Here is a 25,413-nt window from a genome sequence, read left to right as displayed (position 1 = left end):
AATTTTTAAGTAAACCTCTATGTGAGTGTTAAAATCTCTTGATTTCCGTCAAGCGCCTTTCAAGAAGCAGCCTAGCTCTTTCTTTTTCGTTTTCGTTCCTCATTAGCTGTGATTAAAAACAAAACTGAAACACCTAGAATGAGTAATCCTATCTCAAACAGGTTTATTCCTACTTCTACCATCACATGATTCACCTCCGCAGTGACTGGATTTTATCACAAAAAAATCCGTCAAAATGAAGCACTGAAAAATAAAAAAAATGCTTGCGGACACCGCAAGCAAAATGGAATTTTTCAACAAAAACATAATATTAAGAAACAAAAAAACAGGCTCTCCAGCCTGTTCATTAGCGATAATTGACAATCTAATTCTTCTCTATTCGAAATTTCTCCTCCCAATTAAAAGAACCTTAATTGCGGATACCGCAACTGAAAAATAAAATTCCCACCATATTACCAATTATAAAGAAATAAATGGTAGCATTGGAATATATCAAAGAAAGTGAGTGATTTTTATAAGCCCATGTCTCTTATGACTCTTTATGCAACCATTTTTTAGACTCTCTTATGATCCCCCAAAATAGGAACCTGTACAGAACTACAAGCAAGAAAAAAGTATAAACAAACTCAAAGGGAGAGAATGGTTCATAATCAATTATGTATGCATTAATAAACACTATTACCAAAGAAAACAATTCCATCAAAGAATCTATAAATCTGTTTTCTTTGAACACGTCCCTTGTCTTTTTGAAATTAAAGATGTCTTTAATTTCCCCACTGGAAAGTCCTTTGATTAAAGCTAAACCTATCAAGTACACACCAAAAGACATCTCAAAGGAAAAACTCAACATCTGTGTGATTACACAATAAATCAAAGTGAATAAGAATAAATACATTTTATTACTCTCCTTAACCTCTAAGTATTCCACCCCAATAGAAGGAAATATCATGTATGCGTTACCCCAAAAAACAAATAGGAGTGGTACGTATGTTTAAAAAATTTCTAGTAGTGTTATGTGTGCTTACTATTACATTTGGTTTCTCTTCTCCAATGATTAGTCATGCCAGTCAAGGTAATAATGAGACCCCCCCAGTCAGTGTAGATAAAAAACAATTGGAATTAGCAGAGAAACTATCTAATTACTTCGAATTAGATAAGGATGGAAATATTCATTTTACAGCTGATAAAGAAACCCTTATGGAAATGGGAATTTCAGAACACGACAGTCTACTAATGACTTCAATGAAATCAGAAGAATTTAGCTTTGAAGAGAATGAGAAAAAAGGTGACATGCAGACATTAGGTTTTGTAGGTTTACACCTCAAATTAGGACCGAAAGTTAGAAGCATGAATGCCATAGTAGCAGGTGGATTTGCAGCCGGATATATCGGTTGGTACACAAGTCGAATTGCTGCTGCTGGACCATGGGGTGCTGGAGCCGCTGCGGCTATTACTGCTGGAACTTCTGGTGCTGTTGCATGGGCAGTTAAAAACAAATATAAGAAAGTTGATGTAGGCGTAAATATTATGTTTGTTGATTTAGCATATACTGTAAAAATACCTTAAAAATTACTGTTAAGCAACAATAAATAAAAAAGCAGGCTCTTACTGGAGCCTGCTTTTTTATTTTCAACGTAATTATGATGGATGAAATTTAATGAAAAAGGCCTCCCACAGACTTAGCCTAGCTTGGCTAGGTCTGTGGCAATCTTTTTCATGTTCTGGCACGCAGCTGTGAGAAGAACTTGCACACTCACATTCTGTTTTCCCCTCAACCAACAGTAGCGAAGCCCATGCAGTTGTTTTGAATCTGCAAAGCTTCGCTCTATTTTTTCTTTTCTCTTTTTATATAACTTTTTTCCAGATATAGACAGACGATTTTGTCTAATCTTTTCTTTTTGTTCCTCCCATACATGTCTTGAGATCACTTTTTGATGATTTTTCGATCTTGTACAGCTTTCAAGGAAAGGACAAGAAACGCATTTTTTAGGGTCTGATTTATAGTACCTATAACCTTTTCGGTCAGTTGTCGTATATGATAGCTTTTCACCATTTGGGCATATGTAATGATCATGTTCAAAATGATACTGGAATTTCCTCTTGTTCGATGAAAGCATCTATGTGCGATGACACCAAAAATGCGGCGATCGGATAAATCCTTTACAGATTGATGTTGTCAAATAACCAGAATCAATGGCAACCGCTTCTACTTGAAAATCAAATCGGGTGATTTGGTGATCCAATCGATCAAGATACGGAACGGATACCTTACAGGTATGCGATAAATATCATTTTAAACAAAATAAGTTGATCAAGAGAAGGACGACCTTTATTCTCACTATAATAAGGTTTGACTTTGTCTATGATAAATGAAAAATCAATGTACTGATCAATTTTACGAAGCAGGTGATCCTCTTCGACCAGTTGATCTAGTAATACAAATTCGGCTTCGTGCTGAGAAGAATTTCTAGTGTGGAACATAAGAAAAAACACCTCCTTTAGTGGACTTATCTCTATTATAAAATTTGGAGATGGAAACTTTAAGGAAAAAAATAAAGCTGTCGAGATTTTCTCGACAGCCTGAAACCTCCCCTTCACTGGAGAGGCCTCTTTCTTATTTCCACCAGTCATCAAACATGGAAGCGGGTACTTGGCGTTTATGCTCTGATTGAACATAGCGCTTTTCAATTGCTTCTGCTGCTTGTTCTGACACGGACTTACCTTCTAAGTAATCATCAATTTCATTGTACGTAATGCCTAGTTCTGTTTCATCCGTTTGCTGAGGTTTGTCATCAAGCAAATCAGCTGTCGGTTTCTTTAAGTATAGGCGCTCTGGTGCTTGCAGCGCTTCTAGCAGTGTCCGGCCTTGGCGTTTCGTCAGACCTGTGAGCGGGAGAACGTCTGCACCGCCGTCACCATATTTCGTGAAAAACCCAGTGACTGCTTCGGCTGCATGATCTGTACCAATGACAAGTAATCCTTCTTCTCCTCCAACAGCATATTGCGCGATCATTCGCATGCGTGCTTTGACATTCCCTTTATTAAAATCAGACAACGGTCCGCCTGTGTCTTTTTGATATTGTTCACTGAATGCCGTCACGGCAGGCGCAATATCATATTTCCACGACTTGTCCGGCTGAATAAATGATAAAGCGAGCTGGGCATCATCTTCATCCTGCTGCACGCCATGCGGGAGACGCACCGCAATAAAGACTACCTCTTCCTTTCCTTCTTGACGCAGTTCAGATGCAGCGAGCTGTGCAAGACGGCCAGCGAGCGTTGAATCCTGTCCGCCGCTAATGCCGAGAACGAATCCTTTCGCGCCGGTTTTTTTCAAGTAGTCCTTTAAAAATCCAACCCGTTTTTCAATCTCCTGCTTCGGGTCAATTGAGGGCTGCACATGCAACTCTTGGCTGATCTTTTTTTGCAAACTCATACACTTTTCCTCCTAAGCATCCTCTACATGAAGAGAACAGGTTTTACTCTGAATTCATTGATTTGACAACGTTTTTTGAATCTTCATTATACCATGTTTTCAAGAAGAACATTTTGTAAGACGTTCCCCTATTTCATCAATGATCAAACATTCACAAATGAAAAAGACCCTGTCTATAAGGACTGGCCTTTTTTTCAATCAATTTCTACCCGTATAGATGTACAGCTTGCGCCATTACACTTCCCAATATCAGCAGGGCATGCGGATACGGCCACAATGAGATCCATTTCAGCTCGCAGACGAATGTAATCACCGGGAAGAGATTTTGGCAGCTCCACAGACAGCTTTCCTTTTTCATCAATGACTGTATTCATAAAGGCATTAAAAGGATAGTACATATCCTCCTTCGGAATCCCAAATGGTTCAAAGGCAGTCCTTAAATTATCGTAGCATGTATGCATGACCTCTAAATGCGTCCGTCCGTATAAAAGCTGGTACATTTCTTGCCGGCAGGCGGGCATATATAAATCATGGCACTCGACTGTATCTTCAATGACCGTAAACATCGGTTTGTATAAATTAGAATAGAGCTTATCGCCTTTTTTCACTTTGGACGAAAATAGGCTGTCCATTGTCGCGCCTTGGTCAAATTTTTCATAAAAATCCTTTTCGTGATAGGCCATGACATCTGCTACTTGCTGGCCTTCAACATCAACCACCCGCATACATTGGCCTTTTCCTAAACGAAAGCCCAGTCTGCCCTTTGGTAAAATGACATATTCTCCGTTCATCACATACACTCCTTTCCTTGACAGTATGCCCAAAACGTCCTCTTGATCATGTATAAAAAAAAGAGGCGGTCACAAGCTAATGTCATTGAAACAGAAAGGTGTTGCGCATGCATTGAAAGAAGAACAAACTTTATCTTGGTGGCAGCTTTCTCTCATCGGAGTCGGCTGTACGATTGGCACTGGTTTCTTCCTTGGTTCCAGCATTGCCATTACAAAGTCCGGTTTTTCCGTCTGCATTTCTTTTTTACTTGCTGCGGTTGGAACCTATCTCGTCTTTAAACATTTGGCTGCGATGACAGCCGATAATCCTGATAAAGGGTCATTTTGTTCCTATGCTCGTAAAGCATATGGACGCTGGGCAGGGTTTAGCAATGGCTGGGTGTATTGGTTCGCAGAAATGCTGATTACAGGAAGTCAGTTAACAGCGATTTCTCTTTTTACCCGCCACTGGTTTCCATCTGTGCCGCTCTGGGTGTTTTCTGCAATTTATTCCGCTCTTGCCCTGCTCGTGATTATCATAGGGCTCTCTTCTTTTCAAAAGACAGAAAATGTCCTTGCGGTACTGAAGACAGCGGCGATTTTTCTATTTATGATCCTTGCTGTGCTTGTGTTATTCGGGATTCTGACAGATCATAAACCAACCCTTCACCTCCCAAACAAAGATCACGAATGGATGCCGCTCGGTCCGCTTGGTCTTTGGAATGGATTGATTTACGCGTTTTATGCATTTGGGGGAATTGAAGTCATGGGGCTGATGGCGGTTCATTTAAAGGACCCGAAGGATGCAGCAAAGTCTGGACGCGTCATGCTGATCATTCTAGCGGTCATCTATATCGTCTCAATTGGACTTGCTCTCTTGCTTGTCCCAGTGACAGCCTTTAATGAGAACAGCAGTCCCTTTATTACATCATTAGAGCCATTTCATTTATCGATCTTTCTTCATATCTTTAATGGCATTTTCATTATTGCCGGCTTTTCGACATTGGTTGCCTCTCTCTATGCAGTCACGACGCTGCTTGGCACGATGTCAGAGCATCAAGATGCACCTGCTTGTTTTAAACAAAAAGACCCATCTCATGTCAGATGGTCTTCGATTATCTTAACTGCTGCTGGATTAATTGTCTCGATTTTGCTTGCGCTCTTTTTGTCCAAACACATCTACGAGCACCTCACAACAGCAGCCGGCCTTACCCTTCTGTACACGTGGGTCTTCATTCTGTTCTCAAGTAAAAAGCTATCAAAGCCATCCACTCGCCAAACGTGCGAAATGTTTCTTGCACTTCTCCTGATTGGAGCCGCCATTTCAGGCACTTTAACAGAGGCAAGCGGACGACCTGGCTTTTTTATCAGCCTTGGGATCATTGCAGTGATTGCCATCATGGTGCTATTTATGAGGAAAAAGTGGAAGCAGCAGGATCAGACCGCATCATAATTTCATCATGTTTCTTAATGCAGTAAAAGGACATTTGGCGGAGGCTGGTTTCTCCGCCTCTTCATCTGGGAGAAAGTATTGCTTCCATTCATGATTGGTCGGATCACCGTACCATTTTAATGATGGATGAACGCCGACCTCATCATACGCTTTGAGCCGCTTGCGAACGAGCTGGCTCATTTTTTGACCAAACTTAGTCGATCCATTCAATTTCTCAAACACCCATCTAGGCTGAAATGCCATTAAGACATAAGGAAAGTGGCGGCTTTTTCTGAGCTTATGAGCCGGTGTGGAGCATAAAATAAAATACGCTTCCCCGTGAAAGCAATACTCCCACTCATGATGATGAGCATCTAGCGGAATATCCTCAGGCCATGGCACTTCATCTTTCTGGTGCAGTCGTTGAAGCAATGACCAAAACTGCTGCTCAAGCTCTTCAAGCGAACTTTCCTTTAAATCCTGCGGTGTTTCAAAAAAGCATATAAATGAAGCATATTGACCCGTTTCTTTCGCACAGCTTTGATATTCTCTCAGCAGCTGCGCTAATTCCTCAACAGCTTCCTCTTTTCTCGGATCACCCACAAACCCATAGCGTAAATGATCGAGAAAAAATCCCTGTCTTCCTGGGACACAAGGGAATGTATCTGCCTCATCTCCTACCATCTCTCCAAATAGCGTAAAAGCATCCTGCTTCCATTCTTCTAGTGATCGTAGATTTTGATCAAGGCAACTTTTTGCATACAACTGGGCCATTTCCTTCCACCTCGTTTTAGCGTCTTCTCCATAGCCTATGAGAAAAAAAGGCTGTGGTGACTGTCCCTAAGCGACTTTCCTTGCGCATTCCAGAGGTGGATGTTCTCATTCAAATTCAGCATGTATGTGAGTCTTTCACTCCATGCTGCTTCTTTTAATAGAGCGCTTTTGTATCTTCCCTATGATCGGTTCTTCATCAAAAAGACAGAATCGAGCACCCAATAAATGAGGGCTGAGCAAAAGCTAAACAGATAGACTTTGTAGCTAATGAACACAACCAGTCCATAATCAATCCATAACGCTAACGCAGAGCAAATCACCCACGCCGCAAGAAAATATACAAGTAAGTCACGGCCTCGAAACCTTCTAGGATGCCTGTGTAAAACAAGCTGAATCGGTGCAGCAAACACTACATAAGCGATTAAAATCAGCAGACTTGTCATCTCCACATAACCAAAGCCTGATTCAGTCGGGATAAATAGCATGGTATATACGAATGTTGCTGTGATGACTGATAAGATCAGCATGCACAAATAGTTGAATACTGGAAGAAAAATACGCATGGCAAAGCTCCTTGAATCCATTTTATATCTCACCATTATTCAAGAATGTGTTATGTCTGTAAATCCTTACAAAAAAAGCAGACTAACATGAGTCTGCTTTTCTACCCAATCAACGCCATGATCCCTTGATACCCGAAATAAGCGCCGAAACCAAGTAAAGATAAGCCTGCAAGCACGGATAAGCCATGTAAGACACGTTCACTTAAATAGCGCCTAAACGAACTAGCAAGCAGCGCCATGCTGAAATCCCAGATCAACATGCCGATAAAAATAGCCAAGCTGTACATCAGCATTTGAGATGCCCCATACTTTTCGATCGTATTGGCCAAAATACTGCCGTAGATACCAAGCCAAAATAAAATACTGAGCGGATTGGAAAGAGAAATGAAAAACCCCGTCATAAATGACTGACCCATCGAAGTGTTTCCAACATCCTTTTTCGGGCTCTCCTGCAAATTGATTTTACGTAGGCTCTCAATGCCGGTATAGGTCAAAACAAAAAAGCCGAATAGCCACAAAAAAGTTTTCACAAGAGGTGCGGTCAAAAGCTGGGCGACACCAAAATAGATGAGGAGCATATAGACAATATCCGCAGCCATTGCCCCCACACCAAAAATCCACGCGTGCCAAAATCCACTTTTAATCCCTCTGTCGATTTGAGCTGCATTGACTGGCCCAACAGGCGCTGAAAGTGACAACCCTAAAAAGATATAACCAAAAAACACCGCCACATAGACGTCCTCCTTTTGATGCTGACTTGTACATATTATTCAAACGTTCTATGGTTTAGTACAAGTCCGTTGTCATCTTTTCAGGCGGACTCAAGGGAGCATCGGGTATTGCTTATCGATCGGCTTTCAGCGCCGATTGTTGCGGCAGGACCGTTTCCTTTTTCGTAGCACGTTTCATTTGAATCGCAGCTGCAAACAGAAGAACAGCTAAGAAGGCGAAAACAAAGACGGCACTTGCTGCTCCTGCCCATTCAAGACTAAAGCCGATCAAGAAGGACAAGCAGGCTCCGCCTAAACTTGCGGCTGCAATAAAGTAACTCGTCGCCTCGTCGATCGCATTTTCAATCATTAATGCAGATGCAGTCAGTGCGATTGGGAACATACCAGCTGCACACAGACCGATGAAAAAGATGAGAAGCAGCTGCGCGGCGATGTGGGTTGTCAGGGCAAATACAACGAGCAGCAGAATCATGAGTGCTGCGCTTAGCTTTAAAAAACGCAGCGGGTGCAACTTATCAGCTTTTCTCGCAATGACAGTTCTGCCAATGACGATCGCTGTCCAAAAGGTAGAGACTGCAAAGAGACCCCAATTGTCTCCTCCCTTCTCCAGCATGATCGACGGCAAAAAGTTCGCAAAGTTCGTTTCAATCCCTGCGTAGAAAAAGGCAAAGCAAATCATGATCACCACAATGATTCGATTGTTTCGATCAACAAGTAAGGACGGTTTTCTTACCCCATTGGAAGGAGCAGTCATCTGTCCACTAGGCAATTTGTTCATGAAGGTAAGCCAGAGCATAAGGAAGAATGTCAGTGCACCGACTTGAAATAAAAACACATAGTGCCACGTCTGTTCATTGACAGTTAGTAAAATCACAAGTGGAAATAACAGTGCTCCTAACCCAAAGAAGACCTCCATGATGCTGATTCGCTTCGCACTGTTTGCCATCGAAATCACATACGCTCCGGCTGTTGTCTCAAGACTGCCTGCCCCGCTCCCAAGAAAAAAACCTGCCAGCACAAGTGTTGACCAGCCAGGAACCAAAAGCCCAAGCAGAAGTGACCCGATCATCAGCAAAAGACCCATGGTCAGAACAGCGCCGTAGCCTTTTTTCCTCACAAGGATGGGGGATAACAGAACCCCTGTCAAAAAACCAATAAACTGAAAAAAGATTAAAGAAGATAATTCCCCAGGACCCTTATCGTAACTAGACAGTAAATAAGGAGTTAAGCTGCCAAAAAACACATGAATGGTCCCAATAAAAAAATAAAAGACACAGCCAAAATAAAATACTTTTTTCATCTTTTCACTTCCTCTAAAAAGGAGCGGAGTTTTAACATCCTCCGCTCCACCTCTTTAATATGCCTGGGCAGACTCGACAGCCTCTTCCCTCTCGAAGCACGTATTAAGCGCAGCTTGCGCGCGATACCCGTCTACAAAATCAGCGACTTTCATATGAGATGGATATGGATTTGTATTCACCCAGTGCATCAGCTGATCACGGAACGTATCAGACCATCCGTAAAATTCGTTTGGCGGATCTGTCAGCAAGGTTTGCGGCATTTGATGACGCTCCACACACAAGCCATCACTGATCTCGTATTCGTTTTTCATGTTCGTATGGTATTTGAATACCTTGTCATGACCAACGACTTCAACACTAAATCCGCATTCCTCAGGCTGCGTGCTTTTGGATGTGACCAAGTGAAAGAACACTTGATTCTCCATCTGACCGAAAATTTCGGTATGATCATCCACCTGCACCTTTTTCTCTTCTTTTTCCTTTACATGTGTCAGCATCTTCGTATTAAGTGATTCTTTCTTCATGTCACTGCCAAATAAGTACCACAGCATATCAATTAAATGAATACCAAGATCTCCTAATGCGCCGCTCGTGCGCAGACTCTCACCGCTGTCTCTCCATGAAAATGTCTTTCTTCTGAGGGCACTGTTTTTCTTAAAATGAGTCCTGACAGTCAAAATGCGGCCTAATTCACCATTGGCAATCAAGTTCTTCAAAATATTCACAAAGGATAAGTAACGATAGTTAAAGCCCATACTGGCTTGAACCTGGAACTGTTTGGCTGTCTCCACCATTTCCTCCGCTTCCTTCAGCGACACAGCCATCGGCTTTTCACATAAAATGGGCTGTCCTGCTCTTAGTGCCTGAAGGGCATGGTCTTTGTGACAAAAATTAGGGGAGGCAATGATCAACCCATCAGATGCATCTGCTAAAGTTTCGATACTTGAATACACGCGTCCGCCATACTGTTTAATGAATCCCTGTGCAACTGATTCATGTAAATCATAGACACCGGATAACTCTGCACCTTTGATCGTTGATAATGCTCTTGCATGTGCTTTTGCAATATTCCCTGCTCCAACAATTCCAATTTTCTTCATGAATGTGCCTCCTCATGTTTATACATCACTGTTTTCAGTGTTTCATAGATTCCTTTTGCATACCCATGATGACAAATTTGATGATGGTGCCGCTTGGCTTCGGCCGTCGCATTTTGGACGAGAAAACCATGCGTGACGGATTGAAGCATCCGCAAATCGTTCCCACTATCTCCAAAGGCAAAGCCTTGATCTTTCGATAAATCATATTGGTTCAGCATAAAGCGGACAATTTCATCCTTCCCTGTGCCGACTGGTAAAAAATCGACATCATAGCAGTCAGCAGGGTCTCCTGCGAGCGGATTGCATTTGTTGATGTTGACCGCCACCCCACGCTCTTTGGCAAGTGTTTGGATGAATGATAGATGATGAAGATCTGTCCGTTCATCCTGCTCCTGATAATAGAAATTCTTCTTATACCCTGAGCTGCCCAGCTGCGTTTGCGGTCTGAGATGAATTCCCTTTTCACGTATGGTTTCGAGGATGTCTTCAATTTTTTCATCTGAGAAGCCCTGTGCATCCAGCCGCTTCATCCACTCCGCATCTGGCTGTCCAAAACGAGCATCCGATGTATACACAATCTCAGTCCCTAAGTTCGACGCAATAAAATGCGGGAATTGATAAAAACCGCCTGTTTCCATTTTACTTGTGACAGAATCGAGGCTACTTCCCGTGACCCAGCCAAGCATGAGCTGTCCTGCTTCACTCTTTTCTGCCACAAAGGCTTCCAGCCGCTTGACATCCTCTCTCTGCTCATCGGTCATTTTGTGAGAATAATAGGTTTCATCAAAGTCACAGAAGACGATCCACTTCGGATTATCCGGCTGATTCAGCAGCTTTTTATTGAATGGAAGACTTGATAACATGATGAACCCCCTCGATGACCTTCTCCTGATCTTGCAGCGGCATGCCTGGATACAGCGGCAAGTGAAGTAATTCCTGTGCTGCTTTTTCCGTTTGTGGAAGTGTCGTTTGTTTATACTTTTGAGAAACAAGATTTGTTTGATGCTGATGCGATAGAATCGGGTAATAAACATCTGTTTCTATGCCCATTTTCAGCAATTTTGCTGCAAGCTCATCTCGCTCTCCCTTCATCACTCTAATCGGGAACAGATGCCAGACGTGGTCATCCGTTAGCTTCGGAAGCTTCAAGTATCCTTCTTCCTCAAGCGTTTGTAGCTGGTCAATGTATCGCTTTGCTAAGTAGAAACGTTTAAAGTTTTGTAATCCTAAATACTTCATACGTTCGAGTCCGATCGCTGCCTGCAAATTATCAATTTTCGAATTAAAGCCATAGTCACTGCGTTTGACATTTTTCTTTCCTACTTCAAAGCCGTGATAGCTGATCTCCATGCATTTTTCCGCTAAGGCTTCATCATTTGTCGCGATGGCTCCGGCCTTGCCGCAGACACCAAGATTTTTGTATGGATTAAAGCTGAGAACAAGCCCATCTCCATATGCTCCAAGGCCAGTGCTCCCGATCGCCTGACAGCCATCTTCAATGATTTTTAGCCCATGCTTTTTTGCAATCGCCGAAATGGCCTTCATATCCGCTTGTTTTCCATATAAATGAACCGGAAGAATGCATGCCGTTTGATCTGTGATATGCTTCTCTATTTCACTCGGTGCCAAGCAGTAAGTATCTGGATCAATATCGGCATAGACTGGAACAGCACCAATCGCAAGCACTGCATTTTCTGTTGCAGCAAAGCTATTCGCTGGCAAAATGACCTCATCTCCTGGAGTGACACCTGCTGATATAAGGCTGATCATTAGGGCATCTGTTCCACTTGACGTGGCAATGACATATTTCTTCCCTAAGTACTCAGCGAGCTGCTTTTCAAACGCCGGGATATATGGCCCTGAAGTAAAACGGCCAGAACTCAATACTTCTTTCAGCACCTGCATAATATCATCGATTTCATCCTCTGAAATCAGTTTATCAACTGGCAGAAACGGTATCTTTTTTTCCTTATTTTGTTTATAATGGAAGAGAATTTTTTCCAATCCTGTGTGCCCTATATCTTGCTCGAGGAACGTCACCAGCTTTTCATTTGCTAGGTGCTTCTCAACTGAATCAGACTTTACTTGAACACCTTGATTGATCATATCCAGCAAAGGAAGATAATCCTTGCTTTTACCTGATATCTTCGTCAATATTTGCATTCCATTCCCTCCAATTAATCAATTCCATTTGTTAATATTTAACTTGTTTCACATTGTAAATGATGTTATCGATTTCAGAACAATAACTTTGTGTAAAGGATTTGTTAATATGTGTACAATTTATGAAATTGCCAAACGCTGCGGGGTTTCAACCACCACCGTTTCCAGAGTGCTGAATCATCATCCATATGTGTCAGAGGAAAAGCGCCAGCTCATTTTACAGGTGATGAAAGAAATGGAATATACACCGAGTTCAGCGGCTCGCACCCTTCGTTCACATCAGACAAAAACCATTGCTGTGTCTGTCCCGGCTGTGGACCATCCTTTTTTTGCACAATTCATTAAAGGAATTTCAAAAGAAGCACTGGATCAAGGCTATAAAGCCATCGTGCTTCAGACGTTTTATCAGGAATCATTAGAGCTTGAAGGGCTTCAATTATTAAAAAGAAGAGAAGTAGATGGGGTCATATTAGGGGCATTAGAAAATCCGTGGGAAAAGATCGAGCCATTTTTAACGAACGGCCCTATTGTCATGGCGAATGAATATCATCAAACAGCAGACATCCCGATTATTGGATACGATGAGCGGGAAGCTGCCTATAAAGCAGTTGACTACTTGATTCAGTCGGGGCGGAAATCGATCGGGTTTTGCTTTGATACAGAAAGCAGTGAAGCACAGAAACAAAGGAAACAGGGCTATCTCGATGCTCTTTCTGCACACGGCTTGCCGCTGCATGACGATTGGCTGTTCGGCGAGGCCTTCACCATTGAAGACGGTTTTCGCTTAATGGATGTCATTCATGACATGAAGAATGCACCTGATGCCATATTCACCGGTAATGATCAAGTCGCAGCAGGGCTCATTAAACAGGCCATTTCTTACGGTTATCAAATTCCTAAGGATCTAGCGGTGATCGGCTATGACAATCAAGACATTTGCGAGGTGACAGCTCCAACGATCACCACAATCGACATCCCGATCGTAGAGCTTGGCCAGCGGTCTGTGCAGCAAATAATCGAGATCCTGCAAGACCAAAAACCATTACAGCGTGAACATATCCAGCTGCCTACCCGGCTCGTGACAAGGGAATCGACATAAACAAAAAAGACTAAGAGCTGTCTCAGTCTTTTTTGGTGACAAAGGGCTAAAATGATCTTTATTTTAGCCCTTTGTTTTCCTTTTTTCAGCGTGATAGAAAACCTTTGCAGTCTAGGAAGGACGAGCAACGGAGCGGAGCGAATTTGACATTCGTGAGCACCGGAGCACAGGCCTGACAAAGAATGCGAAGGTTTGTCTACACGCTGTGACTGAGAGCTGTCTCAGTCTTTTTTTAAACCTATATAAATTGAGCAAGAATGAATGTCCATACACACACTATGCCGAGCAGGATGAAGCTGTACTTCACAGTCTTTTGGAAGAGCTCAGATTCTTTACCTGTTTCTCCAACTGCTGCTGTAGCAATGGCGATAGATTGTGGAGAAATTAATTTCGCCATGACCCCGCCTGTTGTATTTGCTCCGATTAACAAACCTGCTTGAGAGCCGATTTGAGAAGCAGTAACTGCTTGAAGGTTACCGAATAAGGCGTTGTTACTCACGACAGATCCTGTAATAAACACCCCGATCCAGCCAAGCACTGGGCTGACAAGCGGGAACAAATCGCCTGTTTTGGCAAGTGCAAGCCCAATGGCTGAACTTAGTCCAGCGAAGTTCGCCAAGTTGGCAAAGCCCATGACAAAACAAATAGTGAGAACTGGTACCCAAAGCTCTTTCACTGATGCTTTTAAGCAGGCAGCGCCTTCTGTTAATGTAATATGTCTGCTAAACAAACCTGTCAGCATCACCGCAATCAGAATGGCAGTACCCGTTGCACTGATCACATCAATTTTAAAGATCGCATCAATAGGTGTTGCTGTTTGTGCAATTGGTGGTAATTTTACAATTTGCTGATGCAAAAATGGCATTTTTACTAAAATGGTTGTCCAGTTGAACGGGCCTCCTACAGCAAACAATGCTTTAAATGCTGGCAGACTCCATACCGTAATCACGGCAGTTAAAATATAGAATGGAGACCATGCTTTCAGCACTTCAACGCCGCGATACGTTTGTTTCTGTTCAATGTCTGGTGCCCCTTCTTCACGATAAATATGTTTCGGCTGCCATTTTCGAAGAAATAAAGCCAAAATCCCCATACTTGCTAAAGCTGAAATAATATTGGCAAGCTCAGGACCCATTGTCACCATTGTGACAGCTTGCAAAATGGCATAGCTTCCACTCACAACAAGCAAGGCAGGGAGCGTTTCTTTAATCCCTTTGAATCCGTCCACAATGAGAATGAGTAGGAACGGAATACAGAATGAAATAAACGGAATCGTAAACACAAGGGTTTGAGATAATGCAAGCGGCGTCATATTGCCCATTTGCGCCCCTGTAATGACTGGGATACCCACAGCACCAAATGCGCCAGACGCAGCATTGGCAATTAAGCAGAGCATCGCAGCTTTCAGCGGTTTAAACCCAAGCTCTGTTAAGAGAGCGGCACTAATCGCAATCGGTACACCAAACCCAGCGGCTCCCTCTAAAAATGCGTTAAAACTAAAACCAATTAATAAGAGCTGAAGACGTTGATCTTGAGAGATTCCTGCAATACTAGAACGAATAACATCGAATTTACCAGATTTCACAGCAATTTTATAGAGCCACACCGCCATGATGACGATATATCCAATCGGCCACAGCCCATTAGATATACCGAGCAGCACAGCAGATAATGCCTTTTCAATTGGCATGTGAAAGAAGAAAACCGCTGTTACAAAGCTGACGATTAAGGTAAAACAAGCGGCTAAAACACCTTTTAACTTAAATACGGTTAATGCAAGTAGGAAAAACAAAATTGGAAGCATTGCTACCAATGCACTCACGAACTCATTACCAAACGGATTATATATTTGCTGCCACATAGTGATTCATCCTTTTCTGCTCAGATAGGTTGCTTTTGATTAAAAATGAGGAGCCAAAATCTCTTTTAACACATTCACACTGTGCGCGAATTGTTCTTTTTCTGTATCATTCAGTGCAAGCTCTATCACTTCTGTTGCGCCATTTCGATTCACAAGGGCAGGTACACCAATGTAGACATCTTCTGCTCCGTACTCTCCATCTAAGTAAGTGCTGACAGTCAAAATACTGTTTTCATTGTGCAGAATCGCTCTTGTTATGCGGGCCAAACTCATCGCTACGCCGTAGTAAGTAGCGCCTTTTTTCTCAATGATTTGATAAGCGGCATGACGGACATTTTCCATCATCTCATCTAAATCTTCTTGTTTGTATTGATCATTTTTCTTCATTAATTCTGTAATCGGTACACTTCCGATATTCGCATGACTCCAAACAGCAAGCTCTGTATCCCCATGCTCTCCAATGATGTACGCATGCACATTGTGTGCCGCTGCGTCAAAGTACTCACTAAGCATGTATCTAAATCTTGCAGTATCAAGTGTAGTTCCACTGCCGATCACTCGTTCTTTTGGCAGTCCACTGAATTTCCAAGTCGCATATGTTAAAATATCAACAGGGTTTGTGGCGACTAAGAAAATACCATCGAATCCACTTTTCATCACATTGTCTACAATGCCTTTAAATATATTTAAGTTTTTTTCAACAAGGTCAAGTCTCGTTTCACCTGGCTTTTGGTTCGCTCCAGCACAGATACACACAATGTCCGCATCCTTACAATCCTCATAATCTCCATACCATGTGTTCACCGGATGCGGAGCAAATGCTTTCCCGTGGTTTAAATCCATGACGTCACCCATTGCTTTATCTTGATTCAAATCGATGACAACCAATTCATCTGTGATCACTTGATTTATTAATGTAAAGGCATAACTGCTACCTACAAAACCTGCTCCAATAAGTGCTACTTTGTTTACTTTTTCGTTTGTCATTTATCTCATCCTCCTGAGTAAAACTAGGTTGTTTTTCGTATGTGAAGTATTTCACATTCTTATTGTGCAACACTTCACAAACTTTTTCAAGGGGGTTTCTGAAAAAAAATATGTAGCGAATTTGTGAACACTCTTATTGTGCTTTCAAAGCGCTGTCTCCATGCATATTTCCACAAGAAAAAAGCTGCCAAGCCATTGTCAGCAGCTTTATACATGTTAATAAGGTCCCCAATTGATCATCACGCCGATGCAAATAAAGACAAGGCCAATGACAAACCAAATGAGCGCAAGCGGCACCATAAAACGAAGCCACTTCACATAAGGAATACCACTTGCAGCAAGCACAGCCATGAGCACACCTGACGTCGGATTGATACAGTTAACCACCCCTTCGCCAAGCATCACCGCTTCTACAGCGACCTGTCTTGTGATGCCCATTAAGTCAGCCAGCGGCGCAAGAATTGGAATAAAGACAACCGCTTCTCCTGATCCTGATGAAATCAAAAAGTGAAGAAGTGCACTCGCAATATACATCCCGATCGCACCAGCAATTGGACTAAATCCTGTCAGCATACTCGCCAAGCCATTAACCACAGTATCAAGCAGCTTACCGTTTTCCAAAATGACAGAAATGCAGCGTGCCATCCCAACAATGAGTGCGCCGTAAACAAGACTTTGACAGCCGATGATAAACGTTTTCGCAATATCATTGGCTGCTAATCCGCCAAGCAATCCAGCAGCAATGGCCATGAAAATGAAGACTCCTGCCATTTCCTTATCGGTCCAGCCAAGCTGAAGCGCGCCATATAAGAAGCCCCCAAGAGACAATCCACACACTGCTAAAATCAGCTTATGCCTGCCCGTAAATGCAGGCTTGTCCACAGATTCTGCATCAGATCCGCCAAGTCCCTTCGCAGGAAACCATTCATCTCCAAGAAGACTTCCCTTCTCTTTATTCTTTAGGCGTCTTGTATATAAATAGATGTACACAATACTAGATATAAGAAAACAAAGATAAATAATGACACGCAGGCCAATGCCAGAAAAAATCGGCAGCTCTGCAATCGTCTGAGATAACCCCAGTGGAGATGGAGACAATATGGTTGCGTTAAACCCGGCATAACAGCCGATATAAATGACCGCAGCTCCTGCCACAGCATCCCATTTCAAGGATCTTGCCACAATGATCCCGATTGGAATAAATCCTATAACAGAGTTCACGACAATTCCGGTCGTTCCAAGCACTGAAAATAATCCTCCAACAATGCAAATAAACAACAATTGCTTTGTTTGAAATCTGCTGATGACATGGTGAATCATTCCGTTAATGGCACCTGTTTTCTCCAAAATGGCTATGGTTCCACCAGTAAATAGAATGAGAAAAATAATAGAAGAAGACCCTACCATCCCTTCCTGAATGGCTGTAAAAAAGCCCACTGGACTTACGGGTGATTGATCAATGCGGTGATAGCTGCCAGGAACAGCTGTTGTAATTTCCCCTGACGTCTTTCGGTCAAATTCACCTGCTGGCACAAAATACGTTGCAACGGTACAAATGAGCGCAATGATAAATAAGAGAACATACGCATCCGGCATTTGAAGTTTTCTTTTTTGTTTCTCTGGTGGTAATACTGCTGCTGTTTTCATGTGTCAAAACCCCTTTGTCCCGATTGGAATTTCACTTAATTTTCTGAATAATCAAATGATGTGTTATATTATAAACACTGATGATATTTAAGATCAATATTATTTCACTAAAAGAATATTTTGACAGATTTTCTGTCAGCAAGGAGGCTATTCATGACAACTTTGACAAACGACATGCAGCAAACAATGAAAGACATCTTTGATCACCTTCACGCCCACCCTGAAATCAGCTGGGAAGAAACGAATACGACGGCTTATCTTGAGGACTTATTAAAGAAAATGGGCTGTCAAACTCGAACATTTGACGACTGTACAGGAGTGATCGGTGAAATGGGAGAAGGTTCACCAGTGGTCGCTGTGAGAGCCGATATTGATGCACTTTGGCAGGAAGTAGATGGTGAGTTTCAAGCCAATCATTCATGTGGTCACGATGCACACATGACAATGGCTCTCGGCACCTTCATGGCATTAAAAGAAAAGGAGCTCCCAAACGGCACCATCCGGTTCATTTTTCAGCCTGCTGAGGAAAAAGGCGGCGGTGCGCTGAAAATGATTGAAAAAGGTGTGCTAGCAGACGTTGATTACTTATACGGAGTACATGTGCGCCCAATTCAAGAAACATTAAACGGACGCTGCGCACCTGCGATCTTGCATGGATCGAGTAATCATTACATCGGCACAATTATTGGTGAGGAAGCCCACGGTGCACGCCCGCATCTAGGGGTCAACGTCATTGAAGTGGCTTCTACCCTCGTTCAAAGACTCGCGCATATTCATGTCGACCCAAGAGTTGCACATTCTGTGAAAATGACCAACCTACATGCTGGCGGAGGCAGTTCAAACATCATCCCTGGCAAAGCTTCTTTTACATTAGATGTCAGAGCACAAACAAATGAAGTGATGGATGAACTAGAAAAAGAAATTGAAAGAGCCGTACATGCTGTAGCGGATGCCTTTGGTGCTTCCATTACCCTTTCAACAGATCATCGTCTGCCTGCCGCCACCTTAAATGAGGAAGCCGTTCAGATGATGTCTCAAGCCATTGAAAAGGTTTTAGGCAAAGAGCAGCTCGATCCTCCGCTTGTAACGACAGGTGGAGAGGATTTTCACTTTTATGCAGCAAAGCTTCCGCATATCAAATCGACGATGCTTGGTTTAGGCTGTGATCTAAAGCCCGGTCTACATCATCCATATATGACATTCGACCGCTCTGCTATTTTTACCGGCATTGAGATTTTGACTGAAGCTGTTTATCAAACCCTTCAGCAGCATTCATCATAAAATCAAAAAACCACCCGTTTTTTCTTTAAACGGGTGGTCTGATTGTTTTACGCATTCAAATCTGTCATGGCTGGGACGTTGATTTCTTTTACACAGGATACCCTTGATAAATGAATCACACATCTCGCAAGCTCTACTATATCCTGTACAGGAATTCTCGTTTCATCATATAGAGCGATGGCTTTTTCGGCACCATCTTCATATGGTACCTCTGCCGCCAGCTCTCCTGGATTAATACAGGTGACAGATATTTTATCTTTTCTCACATGCTCTCTTAGTGCATTCACAATTCCGCGCAGGCCAAATTTAGATGCAACAAAAGAAACTTGCGGTAGGTTTGTATGATCAAGTCCCGCCGTTGAACCAACCACAATGATTTTTCCATTCTTCGATTTTCTGACGTTTGGAAGCAGTGCTTGGATGTATGTAATCGTAGACGTGACGTTCACATTGATTAAATGAGCGATATCCTCTGGCTGATCGTGATCAAATGAATAATCATCTTCAAAGCCTCGTTTTTCCCATAAGCCGACGTTATAGATCAGGACATCAATGGTTTTGTCCCCCAATGCTTCGATCATGTATGGGATATGAGATTGGCTTGATAAATCAATTTTCAGCCAAATTCTATGTACACCGTCATCTAATTTCAAACTGCTCGGTTCACTTCGAGACACAATCCAAACTGTATCTCCGCTTGAAGGAAGACCTTTAACAAAAGCATCCCCTAATCCTTGACTTGCACCGAATATGATATAGTTTTTACTCATAGCTCCTCCTTCTACGTCTCATGAGCTTTCAGTCAGACAGTAGCTCATCTGTAAGCGTTTTATACCTCTATCATATAGGTTCTAAGATTTGGCTGCCTCTTTTATGCCTGTCTTTACTTTCGGTTACTTGATTTCCTTTAATTCCACTGGTAATGCGCGTTCCTCTATAAAGCATTGAACCATATCCATAAACAGTTCTTTCTTCTCAAACGTAAATGTATGTCCAATAGCGGGAACGACGACACCTGCTGCCTGCGGATGTGAATTCGTTATTTTCTTTGCTGACCGTTTCATGATGCCTTTTTCCTTTTCCCCCACTGTGACAAGAATTCGTGCCTTCGCTTGTTGAAACGTGTCTGGGAGCTTGTAATGGAGATTTTCTTGAAACATCGTCAGAAGGGTTTTCTTCTGCAAATTCTTCGAATCCGCCACATAGTGATTGAGTACATCGTTTGGAAGCCCCATTTTTTCAGCTTGGAGCTCGATAAACCAATCTTTCTTTAATAATGGATACGTAAGAGGTAAAAGAGGTCTCACCATCAAGTAAAGCCATGGCAGCGGCATTACAAGAGCGCTATTGATGACGGCTATGTCTACGATGTCAGGCTCTTTTGATAACACCTCAACGGCAACCTGTGCACCTAGAGAGAAGCCAACGAGTATTACTTTATGTCCGTGCGCATGCTGCTTGATCCATGAGATGACTTCAAGAGCACTTTCTCGCATGGAAAAGGACTGTTCATCTGCTCTAGTCCCGTGACCAATGAGATCAGGCGTATAGCATTCATACGCTTCTTTGAATGTTTTTATCTGCTCCTGCCACATCCAGCTACTTACTCCTCCGCCATGCAGGAAAATCATGATTGGCTTAACCATCATCGACAACTCGTCCACCTTCCTTATATATAAGAAAAAAGCAGCCGCTTTTTGAGCAGACTGCTTTTTCATATGCTCCCTTCTATTATAAGGGAACCTCATCATAATTGGCTATTTTTTCAAATCCTCAATCGAGTTGACGTTCTTCATATATGTCGGAACAACTAGACCCATGCGAAGACCTTTCATACTTGTGCCTAGATCATCATATTTCCCTTTAAATTTCGCTGCATACGTTTTATGCGTATTTGGCAGCCAAGCAGATAACGAGGCATCCGCACTTCCAGTTGCAATTGCTGTCCACATTGGACCTGCTTCCACCTGAGTCAAGGTCACTTTAAATCCGAGCTCACGCAGTACTTCTGCAGCAACATTGGTACTTGCAATCTCACTATCCCACGCAACGTAGGCAAGATTGACTTTGTCACCATTCGACTTTTTCACGCCTTTTGTCCATTTCGCTACTTGGTCTTTATGTTTCTTCACATATTTAACGGCGGCATCCTTTGGATTGATACCATCTTGGATATCCATCATGACTTCGCCCATGTCATCTTGAGACCATTTAAACTGACCAAGCATTTTGGCTGCATCCGGCTGATCCTTTGCAAACCCTTTACGTGAAATCGTATGAATCTCTTCCGCTTCACCGTAAGATTTCTTTGGGTCCTCTAAATATTTTAAATCATATCGAGAAAACATCCAGTGTGGATTCCAGCCAGTGATGATGATTGGCTTTTTACGGTCGTAAGATTTCTTGAGCGTTGCAGTCATGGCTGCACTTGATGCAGACACAACCGTCCAATCCTCTAAGCCGTAATCCTTTTTCGCTTGATCCGTTAGCGCCATAATCCCTGAACCAGGATCAATACCGATAATGGTTTTATTCACCTGCTGTGCTGCACTCGCATTTGAGTCCGACTTTGCGCCACAAGCGGCTAGTAAAAAGACAAGCAGGGCGGTCATCCCAATGTAGAGAGACTTTTTCCACATTAAGCATTCCCCCTGGTTTTTTTCGTTTTAATGTTTTGTGTAATACGGTCAAGTGTAATCGCCACAATGACAATGGCAATACCTGCTTCAAATCCAATTCCTGTTTTCAGCTGCGTTACCGCACTATATACTTCTGAACCAAGTCCTGGTGCACCTACCATTGCCGCAATGACGACCATTGATAGAGCAAGCATGATACTTTGGTTAATACCAGCTAGGATGGTTTTTGTTGCAAGTGGAAGCTGAACTTTGAACAAACGCTGGAATGTCGTTGAACCAAATGCTTCTGTTGCTTCAATTAAATCAGCTGGTACTTGTTTAATACCGAGAATCGTCATACGAATCGTTGGCGGCATAGAGAAAATAACCGACGCCACAACTCCAGGCACAACGCCAATGTTAAAGAAGAAGATGGCTGGTAATAGATAAACGAATGCAGGCATTGTCTGCATTAAATCTAAAATCGGTGTCACAATTTTACGCACAGTTTCCTTCTGTGATGCCCAAATACCGATCGGAACCCCGATTACGATGGAAATGACCACAGCTGTCAAAACGAGCGCAAGGGTTTGAAGCATTGGATGCCAGTAGCCTAAATAGTCAATCAGCAAGAATCCAATAAGTGTGAAAAGAGCAATTCCTCTTGTACTGATCCACCAAGCAATGCCGGCAAAAATAAGGGTTAAAATAATGGATGGAATCACACCAAGTACTGCCACAATTCCATTTACTGTACCTGCTAATCCATTTGTGATGCCATCAAAGAAACCGCCAAACGTTAATGTTAACCAGTCAACAAATTGATCGATGTAATCCGCGAACGGAATTCTAGGTAAATCACTCATACTAAACATCTTATTCTACCTCCTGTGCAGAAGGCTCTTGTGTTTTAATTTCCTCAAGCTTGTTAGAAGACATGTTGATATACTCATCATTACCTGATAACGCACCAATTAATGCACCTCTGACCACAATACCCTTCATTCTGTTTTTCTCATCGACAACGGCAATTGGAATGTTTGCCGCATCAGACACTGCATCAAAGATTTCTGTCAAATACGTAGATTCCAATACTGTCGTGAATTCTTTATCAAGAACAGTTTCAAGCGATGCTCCCATTTCTGCAGCCTTTTTTGCCGCTTGTGCAGAAATAACACCTAATAAATGCTTTTTCTTATCAACTGCATAGATTGACGAAATTCCAAGGTTTTTCATGAGCGTGAGCGCAACACGTGCCCCTTTGTCGAGCTGGACTGTTTCTGCACGTTTCATAATATGACCAGCGGTTAATACTTTAGAAAGGTCGACATCTTCAACGAAACGTTCAACATATTCATTCGATGGGTTCATCAAAATTTCTTCTGGTGTTCCGATTTGGACGATATTCCCGTCCTTCATGAGCACAATGCGGTCGCCAATCCGAAGCGCCTCATCTAAATCATGGGTAATGAAAATGATCGTTTTTCCTACAGATGTGTGAAGCTCAAGCAATTCATCCTGCATGTCTTTACGAATTAATGGATCGAGTGCGCTGAATGCTTCATCCATTAATAAGATGTCAGGGTCATTTGCTAATGCACGTGCCAATCCAACACGCTGCTGCATCCCACCACTTAATTGGTTTGGATATTGCTCTTCAAAGCCTTCAAGTCCAACAAGCTTTAAAGATTCAAGCGCTTTTGAGTGGCGCTCTTCTTTGTCTACACCTTGTAATTCAAGACCATACTCTGTGTTCTCAAGAATGGTGCGGTGCGGGAACAATGCGAAGTTTTGGAAGACCATGCTGATCTTTTTCCGTCTGACTTCACGCAATTGATCCTTTGACATATTTGTTATCATATCCCCATCAATATATATTTCGCCGGAGGTTGGTTCGATTAACCTATTTAGCAGCCGCACAAGTGTGGACTTTCCGCTCCCTGATAGCCCCATGATGACAAATATCTCGCCGTCATACACATCAAAATTTGCTCGATTGACACCAACTGTTGCGCCGGTCTCTTTTAGGATCTCTCTTTTTGTTTTTCCTTTTTCAAGCATTTGAGTTGCTTTTTTAGCATTTTTACCGAAAATTTTAGATACATTATTTATCTTGATTTTGATATTTCTCTCTTCAGAATTCATATTTTCCCTCCAAATTAGCATCTTTATAACCGTAACATAAGCGTTATGATGCGAACAATCTTTAGAATTCGCTTATTTCCGCACAATATGTATGAATTCCATATAAGAGGTCTGGTGATTAGAGTTTATACGCCGTATTACTCGTAAATCCTATAGAATGCTTCATAAACAACATATTTTACGGGGTATTTCCTCTCATCAGACAATATTTTACTTGAAATTCCTAATTGTGCTAAAAAATAACTCAAATCCTCACCATAGCGAACTTTTTCGAACATGGGTGAACCATTCCCCTGAACAGGATTTACCCGAAAATGGTCACATAGAAACCTTTTTCATTCAAATTTTAATTAAAATATTAATAAACTGCCTGCAACTTTAGTTACAGACAGCTTATTTTTTAGGACTCTAGTGCAGCTCGCTTAATATTATCTTGCAATTCAAGCATACGCTTTGTTCCATCTTCGCGTAATCGTTTGTTTTCTTCTTCGATCTGTTTTGTCTCTTTCATCCCTTGTACAATCGTATTAAAGGAAGATTCGATCGTTTCAATGTCGATACTTGGACGTCCAGACAATTTGGCAATCTCTACACTTTGGCTTGAGATGTTTTCAGCATTTCGTTTCAGCATTTCATTTGTTCTTCTATCCAGCTCACTCATTGAATCAGCCACAAGCTTTTGTCTCTTCGCTGTCACAGCTTGAATGATGCCATTTTTAAAGATCGGAATCGTGATAATGAACGCTGAGTTGATTTTACCGATTAGTTTCGTATTCCCACGCTGCAGCAAACGAATTTGCGGTGCTGTTTGAAGAGCCACCATCCGTGCCATATCAAGGTCATATACACGCTCTTCCAACGCTTGAATGCCGTTACGAAGTGTATCAAGCTCCATTTGTGCGAGCTGGTTTCCACTAGCTGCTTTTTCTTCATAAGAAGGAACCAATTGCTTTAATTCCTCGATTTTCATTTGACCTGCAACGACATACTTTTCAAGCTCCATATAGTATTGAATGTTATGCTCATACATTTCTTCAAGCGTCACAGTCGATTTGGTCATTTCGTCTTTATATTTACTGATCTCTACATTAATTTTTTCAATCTCTGCACCGAGCGTTTGATATTTACTGAAAATCTTTTCAATCATGCTGCCGCCGCGCTTAAAGATTTTTGACAGTAAACCACCCTTTGGCTCGTCAAAATCATTTTTATCAAAACGATCCATAATTTTTCCAAGCTGCGTCAGCATCGTTCCTGAGTCAGTGACACTAGTTGAACGCATCATCGAAAGAATACGATCAGAGAACTTAGAGATTTCAACGGCCGGCTGTTTTCCGTATTCAAGCAGCTCCAGCTGATTTTTCGCATCGATCTGTCTCGCAATATTTTGCACTTCTGGTTCATTTCGAAGCTGAACGCGAATATCGTCTGCCTTCTCAATGGAGATTTCCTCTTTATCAATTGAAATGATGTCATTTCCGTTTGTATTTGTCATAAGCTTTGAT

At 42.2% G+C, this 25,413-nt stretch carries 23 protein-coding genes and 1 pseudogene; 4 read left to right on the top strand and 20 right to left on the bottom strand.

Translation table 11 applies throughout. The features are described from left to right. The first annotated feature begins 987 nt into the window (after window positions 1-987). On the top strand, window positions 988-1,566 hold the full coding sequence (locus CKW02_RS01770; RefSeq protein ID WP_003217212.1) for a hypothetical protein: 579 nt from the start codon (window positions 988-990) through the stop codon (window positions 1,564-1,566). A gap of 113 nt (window positions 1,567-1,679) precedes the next feature. On the opposite strand, the pseudogene CKW02_RS01765 reads toward CKW02_RS01770, so the two are convergent. The 4 genes and pseudogenes from CKW02_RS01765 to CKW02_RS01755 all read right to left on the bottom strand — a co-directional run. Further along, a pseudogene (locus CKW02_RS01765) lies at window positions 1,680-2,264 on the bottom strand (transposase); the annotation flags it as partial. Window positions 2,265-2,268: 4 nt separating this feature from the next. Further along, entirely contained in the window at window positions 2,269-2,481 is a 213-nt protein-coding gene (locus tag CKW02_RS20780) for a transposase (protein ID WP_429681839.1), read from the bottom strand. 133 nt (window positions 2,482-2,614) lie between these two features. After that, complete coding sequence (gene nadE / locus CKW02_RS01760; RefSeq protein WP_003217095.1) at window positions 2,615-3,436, bottom strand: NAD(+) synthase; 822 nt, start codon at window positions 3,434-3,436, stop codon at window positions 2,615-2,617. Between the two features lie 194 nt (window positions 3,437-3,630). Then, window positions 3,631-4,227 (bottom strand): DUF1989 domain-containing protein, encoded by a 597-nt coding sequence (locus tag CKW02_RS01755; RefSeq protein ID WP_003217259.1) that lies wholly within the window; start codon window positions 4,225-4,227, stop codon window positions 3,631-3,633. A gap of 79 nt (window positions 4,228-4,306) precedes the next feature. Here CKW02_RS01755 and CKW02_RS01750 point away from each other — a divergent pair, with 79 nt between their 5' ends. Continuing rightward, the gene (locus CKW02_RS01750) at window positions 4,307-5,659 is read left to right on the top strand and encodes an amino acid permease (RefSeq protein WP_003217176.1); all 1,353 of its coding nucleotides are present in this window, start codon (window positions 4,307-4,309) and stop codon (window positions 5,657-5,659) included. Here the strand turns inward: CKW02_RS01750 and CKW02_RS01745 are convergent. From CKW02_RS01745 to CKW02_RS01715, 7 genes are all read right to left on the bottom strand, one after another. Beyond that, window positions 5,654-6,412 carry a YqcI/YcgG family protein gene (locus tag CKW02_RS01745; RefSeq protein WP_003216950.1) on the bottom strand — a complete coding sequence of 253 codons (759 nt, stop codon included), beginning with the start codon at window positions 6,410-6,412 and terminating at the stop codon, window positions 5,654-5,656. The two genes, CKW02_RS01750 and CKW02_RS01745, sit on opposite strands and share 6 nt — an antisense overlap. Window positions 6,413-6,591: 179 nt before the next feature. After that, window positions 6,592-6,975: a UPF0715 family protein gene (locus tag CKW02_RS01740; protein WP_003216904.1), complete on the bottom strand. Its 384-nt coding sequence runs from the start codon at window positions 6,973-6,975 to the stop codon at window positions 6,592-6,594. A gap of 101 nt (window positions 6,976-7,076) precedes the next feature. Continuing rightward, window positions 7,077-7,706: a LysE family translocator gene (locus CKW02_RS01735; protein ID WP_003217164.1), complete on the bottom strand. Its 630-nt coding sequence runs from the start codon at window positions 7,704-7,706 to the stop codon at window positions 7,077-7,079. 112 nt (window positions 7,707-7,818) lie between these two features. After that, entirely contained in the window at window positions 7,819-9,006 is a 1,188-nt protein-coding gene (locus CKW02_RS01730) for an MFS transporter (protein ID WP_003216903.1), read from the bottom strand. A gap of 54 nt (window positions 9,007-9,060) precedes the next feature. Next, on the bottom strand, window positions 9,061-10,107 hold the full coding sequence (locus CKW02_RS01725) for a Gfo/Idh/MocA family protein (RefSeq protein ID WP_003216957.1): 1,047 nt from the start codon (window positions 10,105-10,107) through the stop codon (window positions 9,061-9,063). After that, window positions 10,104-10,970, bottom strand: a complete 867-nt coding sequence (locus tag CKW02_RS01720; protein WP_003217257.1) for an HAD-IIB family hydrolase — start codon at window positions 10,968-10,970, stop codon at window positions 10,104-10,106. The genes CKW02_RS01725 and CKW02_RS01720 overlap by 4 nt, the downstream gene beginning before the upstream one ends. Continuing rightward, window positions 10,945-12,270: a DegT/DnrJ/EryC1/StrS family aminotransferase gene (locus tag CKW02_RS01715; protein WP_003217022.1), complete on the bottom strand. Its 1,326-nt coding sequence runs from the start codon at window positions 12,268-12,270 to the stop codon at window positions 10,945-10,947. The genes CKW02_RS01720 and CKW02_RS01715 overlap by 26 nt, the downstream gene beginning before the upstream one ends. Window positions 12,271-12,379: 109 nt before the next feature. On the opposite strand from CKW02_RS01715, the gene CKW02_RS01710 reads away from it, so the two are divergent. Beyond that, window positions 12,380-13,369: a LacI family DNA-binding transcriptional regulator gene (locus CKW02_RS01710; protein WP_003217004.1), complete on the top strand. Its 990-nt coding sequence runs from the start codon at window positions 12,380-12,382 to the stop codon at window positions 13,367-13,369. A 238-nt stretch (window positions 13,370-13,607) separates the two neighbouring features. Here CKW02_RS01710 and CKW02_RS01705 read toward each other — a convergent pair whose 3' ends face one another. The 3 genes from CKW02_RS01705 to CKW02_RS01695 all read right to left on the bottom strand — a co-directional run bounded on the left by CKW02_RS01705 (window position 13,608) and on the right by CKW02_RS01695 (window position 17,864). Continuing rightward, window positions 13,608-15,230 carry an L-lactate permease gene (locus CKW02_RS01705; RefSeq protein WP_003216990.1) on the bottom strand — a complete coding sequence of 541 codons (1,623 nt, stop codon included), beginning with the start codon at window positions 15,228-15,230 and terminating at the stop codon, window positions 13,608-13,610. 39 nt (window positions 15,231-15,269) lie between these two features. Then, window positions 15,270-16,217: an L-lactate dehydrogenase gene (locus tag CKW02_RS01700; RefSeq protein ID WP_003217251.1), complete on the bottom strand. Its 948-nt coding sequence runs from the start codon at window positions 16,215-16,217 to the stop codon at window positions 15,270-15,272. A 216-nt stretch (window positions 16,218-16,433) separates the two neighbouring features. Then, the gene (locus CKW02_RS01695; RefSeq protein WP_003217247.1) at window positions 16,434-17,864 is read right to left on the bottom strand and encodes a YfcC family protein; all 1,431 of its coding nucleotides are present in this window, start codon (window positions 17,862-17,864) and stop codon (window positions 16,434-16,436) included. 153 nt (window positions 17,865-18,017) lie between these two features. Between CKW02_RS01695 and CKW02_RS01690 the strand changes: the two genes are divergently transcribed. Next, on the top strand, window positions 18,018-19,145 hold the full coding sequence (locus CKW02_RS01690; protein WP_003217037.1) for a M20 peptidase aminoacylase family protein: 1,128 nt from the start codon (window positions 18,018-18,020) through the stop codon (window positions 19,143-19,145). A gap of 47 nt (window positions 19,146-19,192) precedes the next feature. On the opposite strand, the gene CKW02_RS01685 is transcribed toward CKW02_RS01690, so the two are convergent. The 6 genes from CKW02_RS01685 to CKW02_RS01660 form a co-directional block, all read right to left on the bottom strand. Then, window positions 19,193-19,915: an SDR family NAD(P)-dependent oxidoreductase gene (locus CKW02_RS01685; RefSeq protein ID WP_003216911.1), complete on the bottom strand. Its 723-nt coding sequence runs from the start codon at window positions 19,913-19,915 to the stop codon at window positions 19,193-19,195. Between the two features lie 123 nt (window positions 19,916-20,038). Beyond that, a complete protein-coding gene (locus CKW02_RS01680) occupies window positions 20,039-20,863 on the bottom strand; it encodes an alpha/beta fold hydrolase (protein ID WP_003217161.1) in 825 nt (274 codons plus the stop codon). A 39-nt stretch (window positions 20,864-20,902) separates the two neighbouring features. After that, a complete protein-coding gene (locus CKW02_RS01675; RefSeq protein ID WP_003217117.1) occupies window positions 20,903-21,784 on the bottom strand; it encodes a glycine betaine ABC transporter substrate-binding protein in 882 nt (293 codons plus the stop codon). Beyond that, complete coding sequence (gene opuAB, locus CKW02_RS01670; RefSeq protein WP_034620780.1) at window positions 21,784-22,629, bottom strand: glycine/proline betaine ABC transporter permease subunit OpuAB; 846 nt, start codon at window positions 22,627-22,629, stop codon at window positions 21,784-21,786. The genes CKW02_RS01675 and opuAB overlap by 1 nt, the downstream gene beginning before the upstream one ends. Before the next feature lie 10 nt (window positions 22,630-22,639). Next, entirely contained in the window at window positions 22,640-23,908 is a 1,269-nt protein-coding gene (opuAA, locus tag CKW02_RS01665; protein WP_003216978.1) for a glycine/proline betaine ABC transporter ATP-binding protein OpuAA, read from the bottom strand. 400 nt (window positions 23,909-24,308) lie between these two features. Continuing rightward, a complete protein-coding gene (locus tag CKW02_RS01660; RefSeq protein ID WP_003217200.1) occupies window positions 24,309-25,403 on the bottom strand; it encodes a toxic anion resistance protein in 1,095 nt (364 codons plus the stop codon). Window positions 25,404-25,413 lie beyond the last annotated feature (10 nt).

The sequence above is a fragment of the Bacillus pumilus genome (genome assembly GCF_900186955.1).
Classification (GTDB): domain Bacteria; phylum Bacillota; class Bacilli; order Bacillales; family Bacillaceae; genus Bacillus; species Bacillus pumilus.
This window is presented reverse-complemented; position numbering and strand designations above follow the sequence as displayed.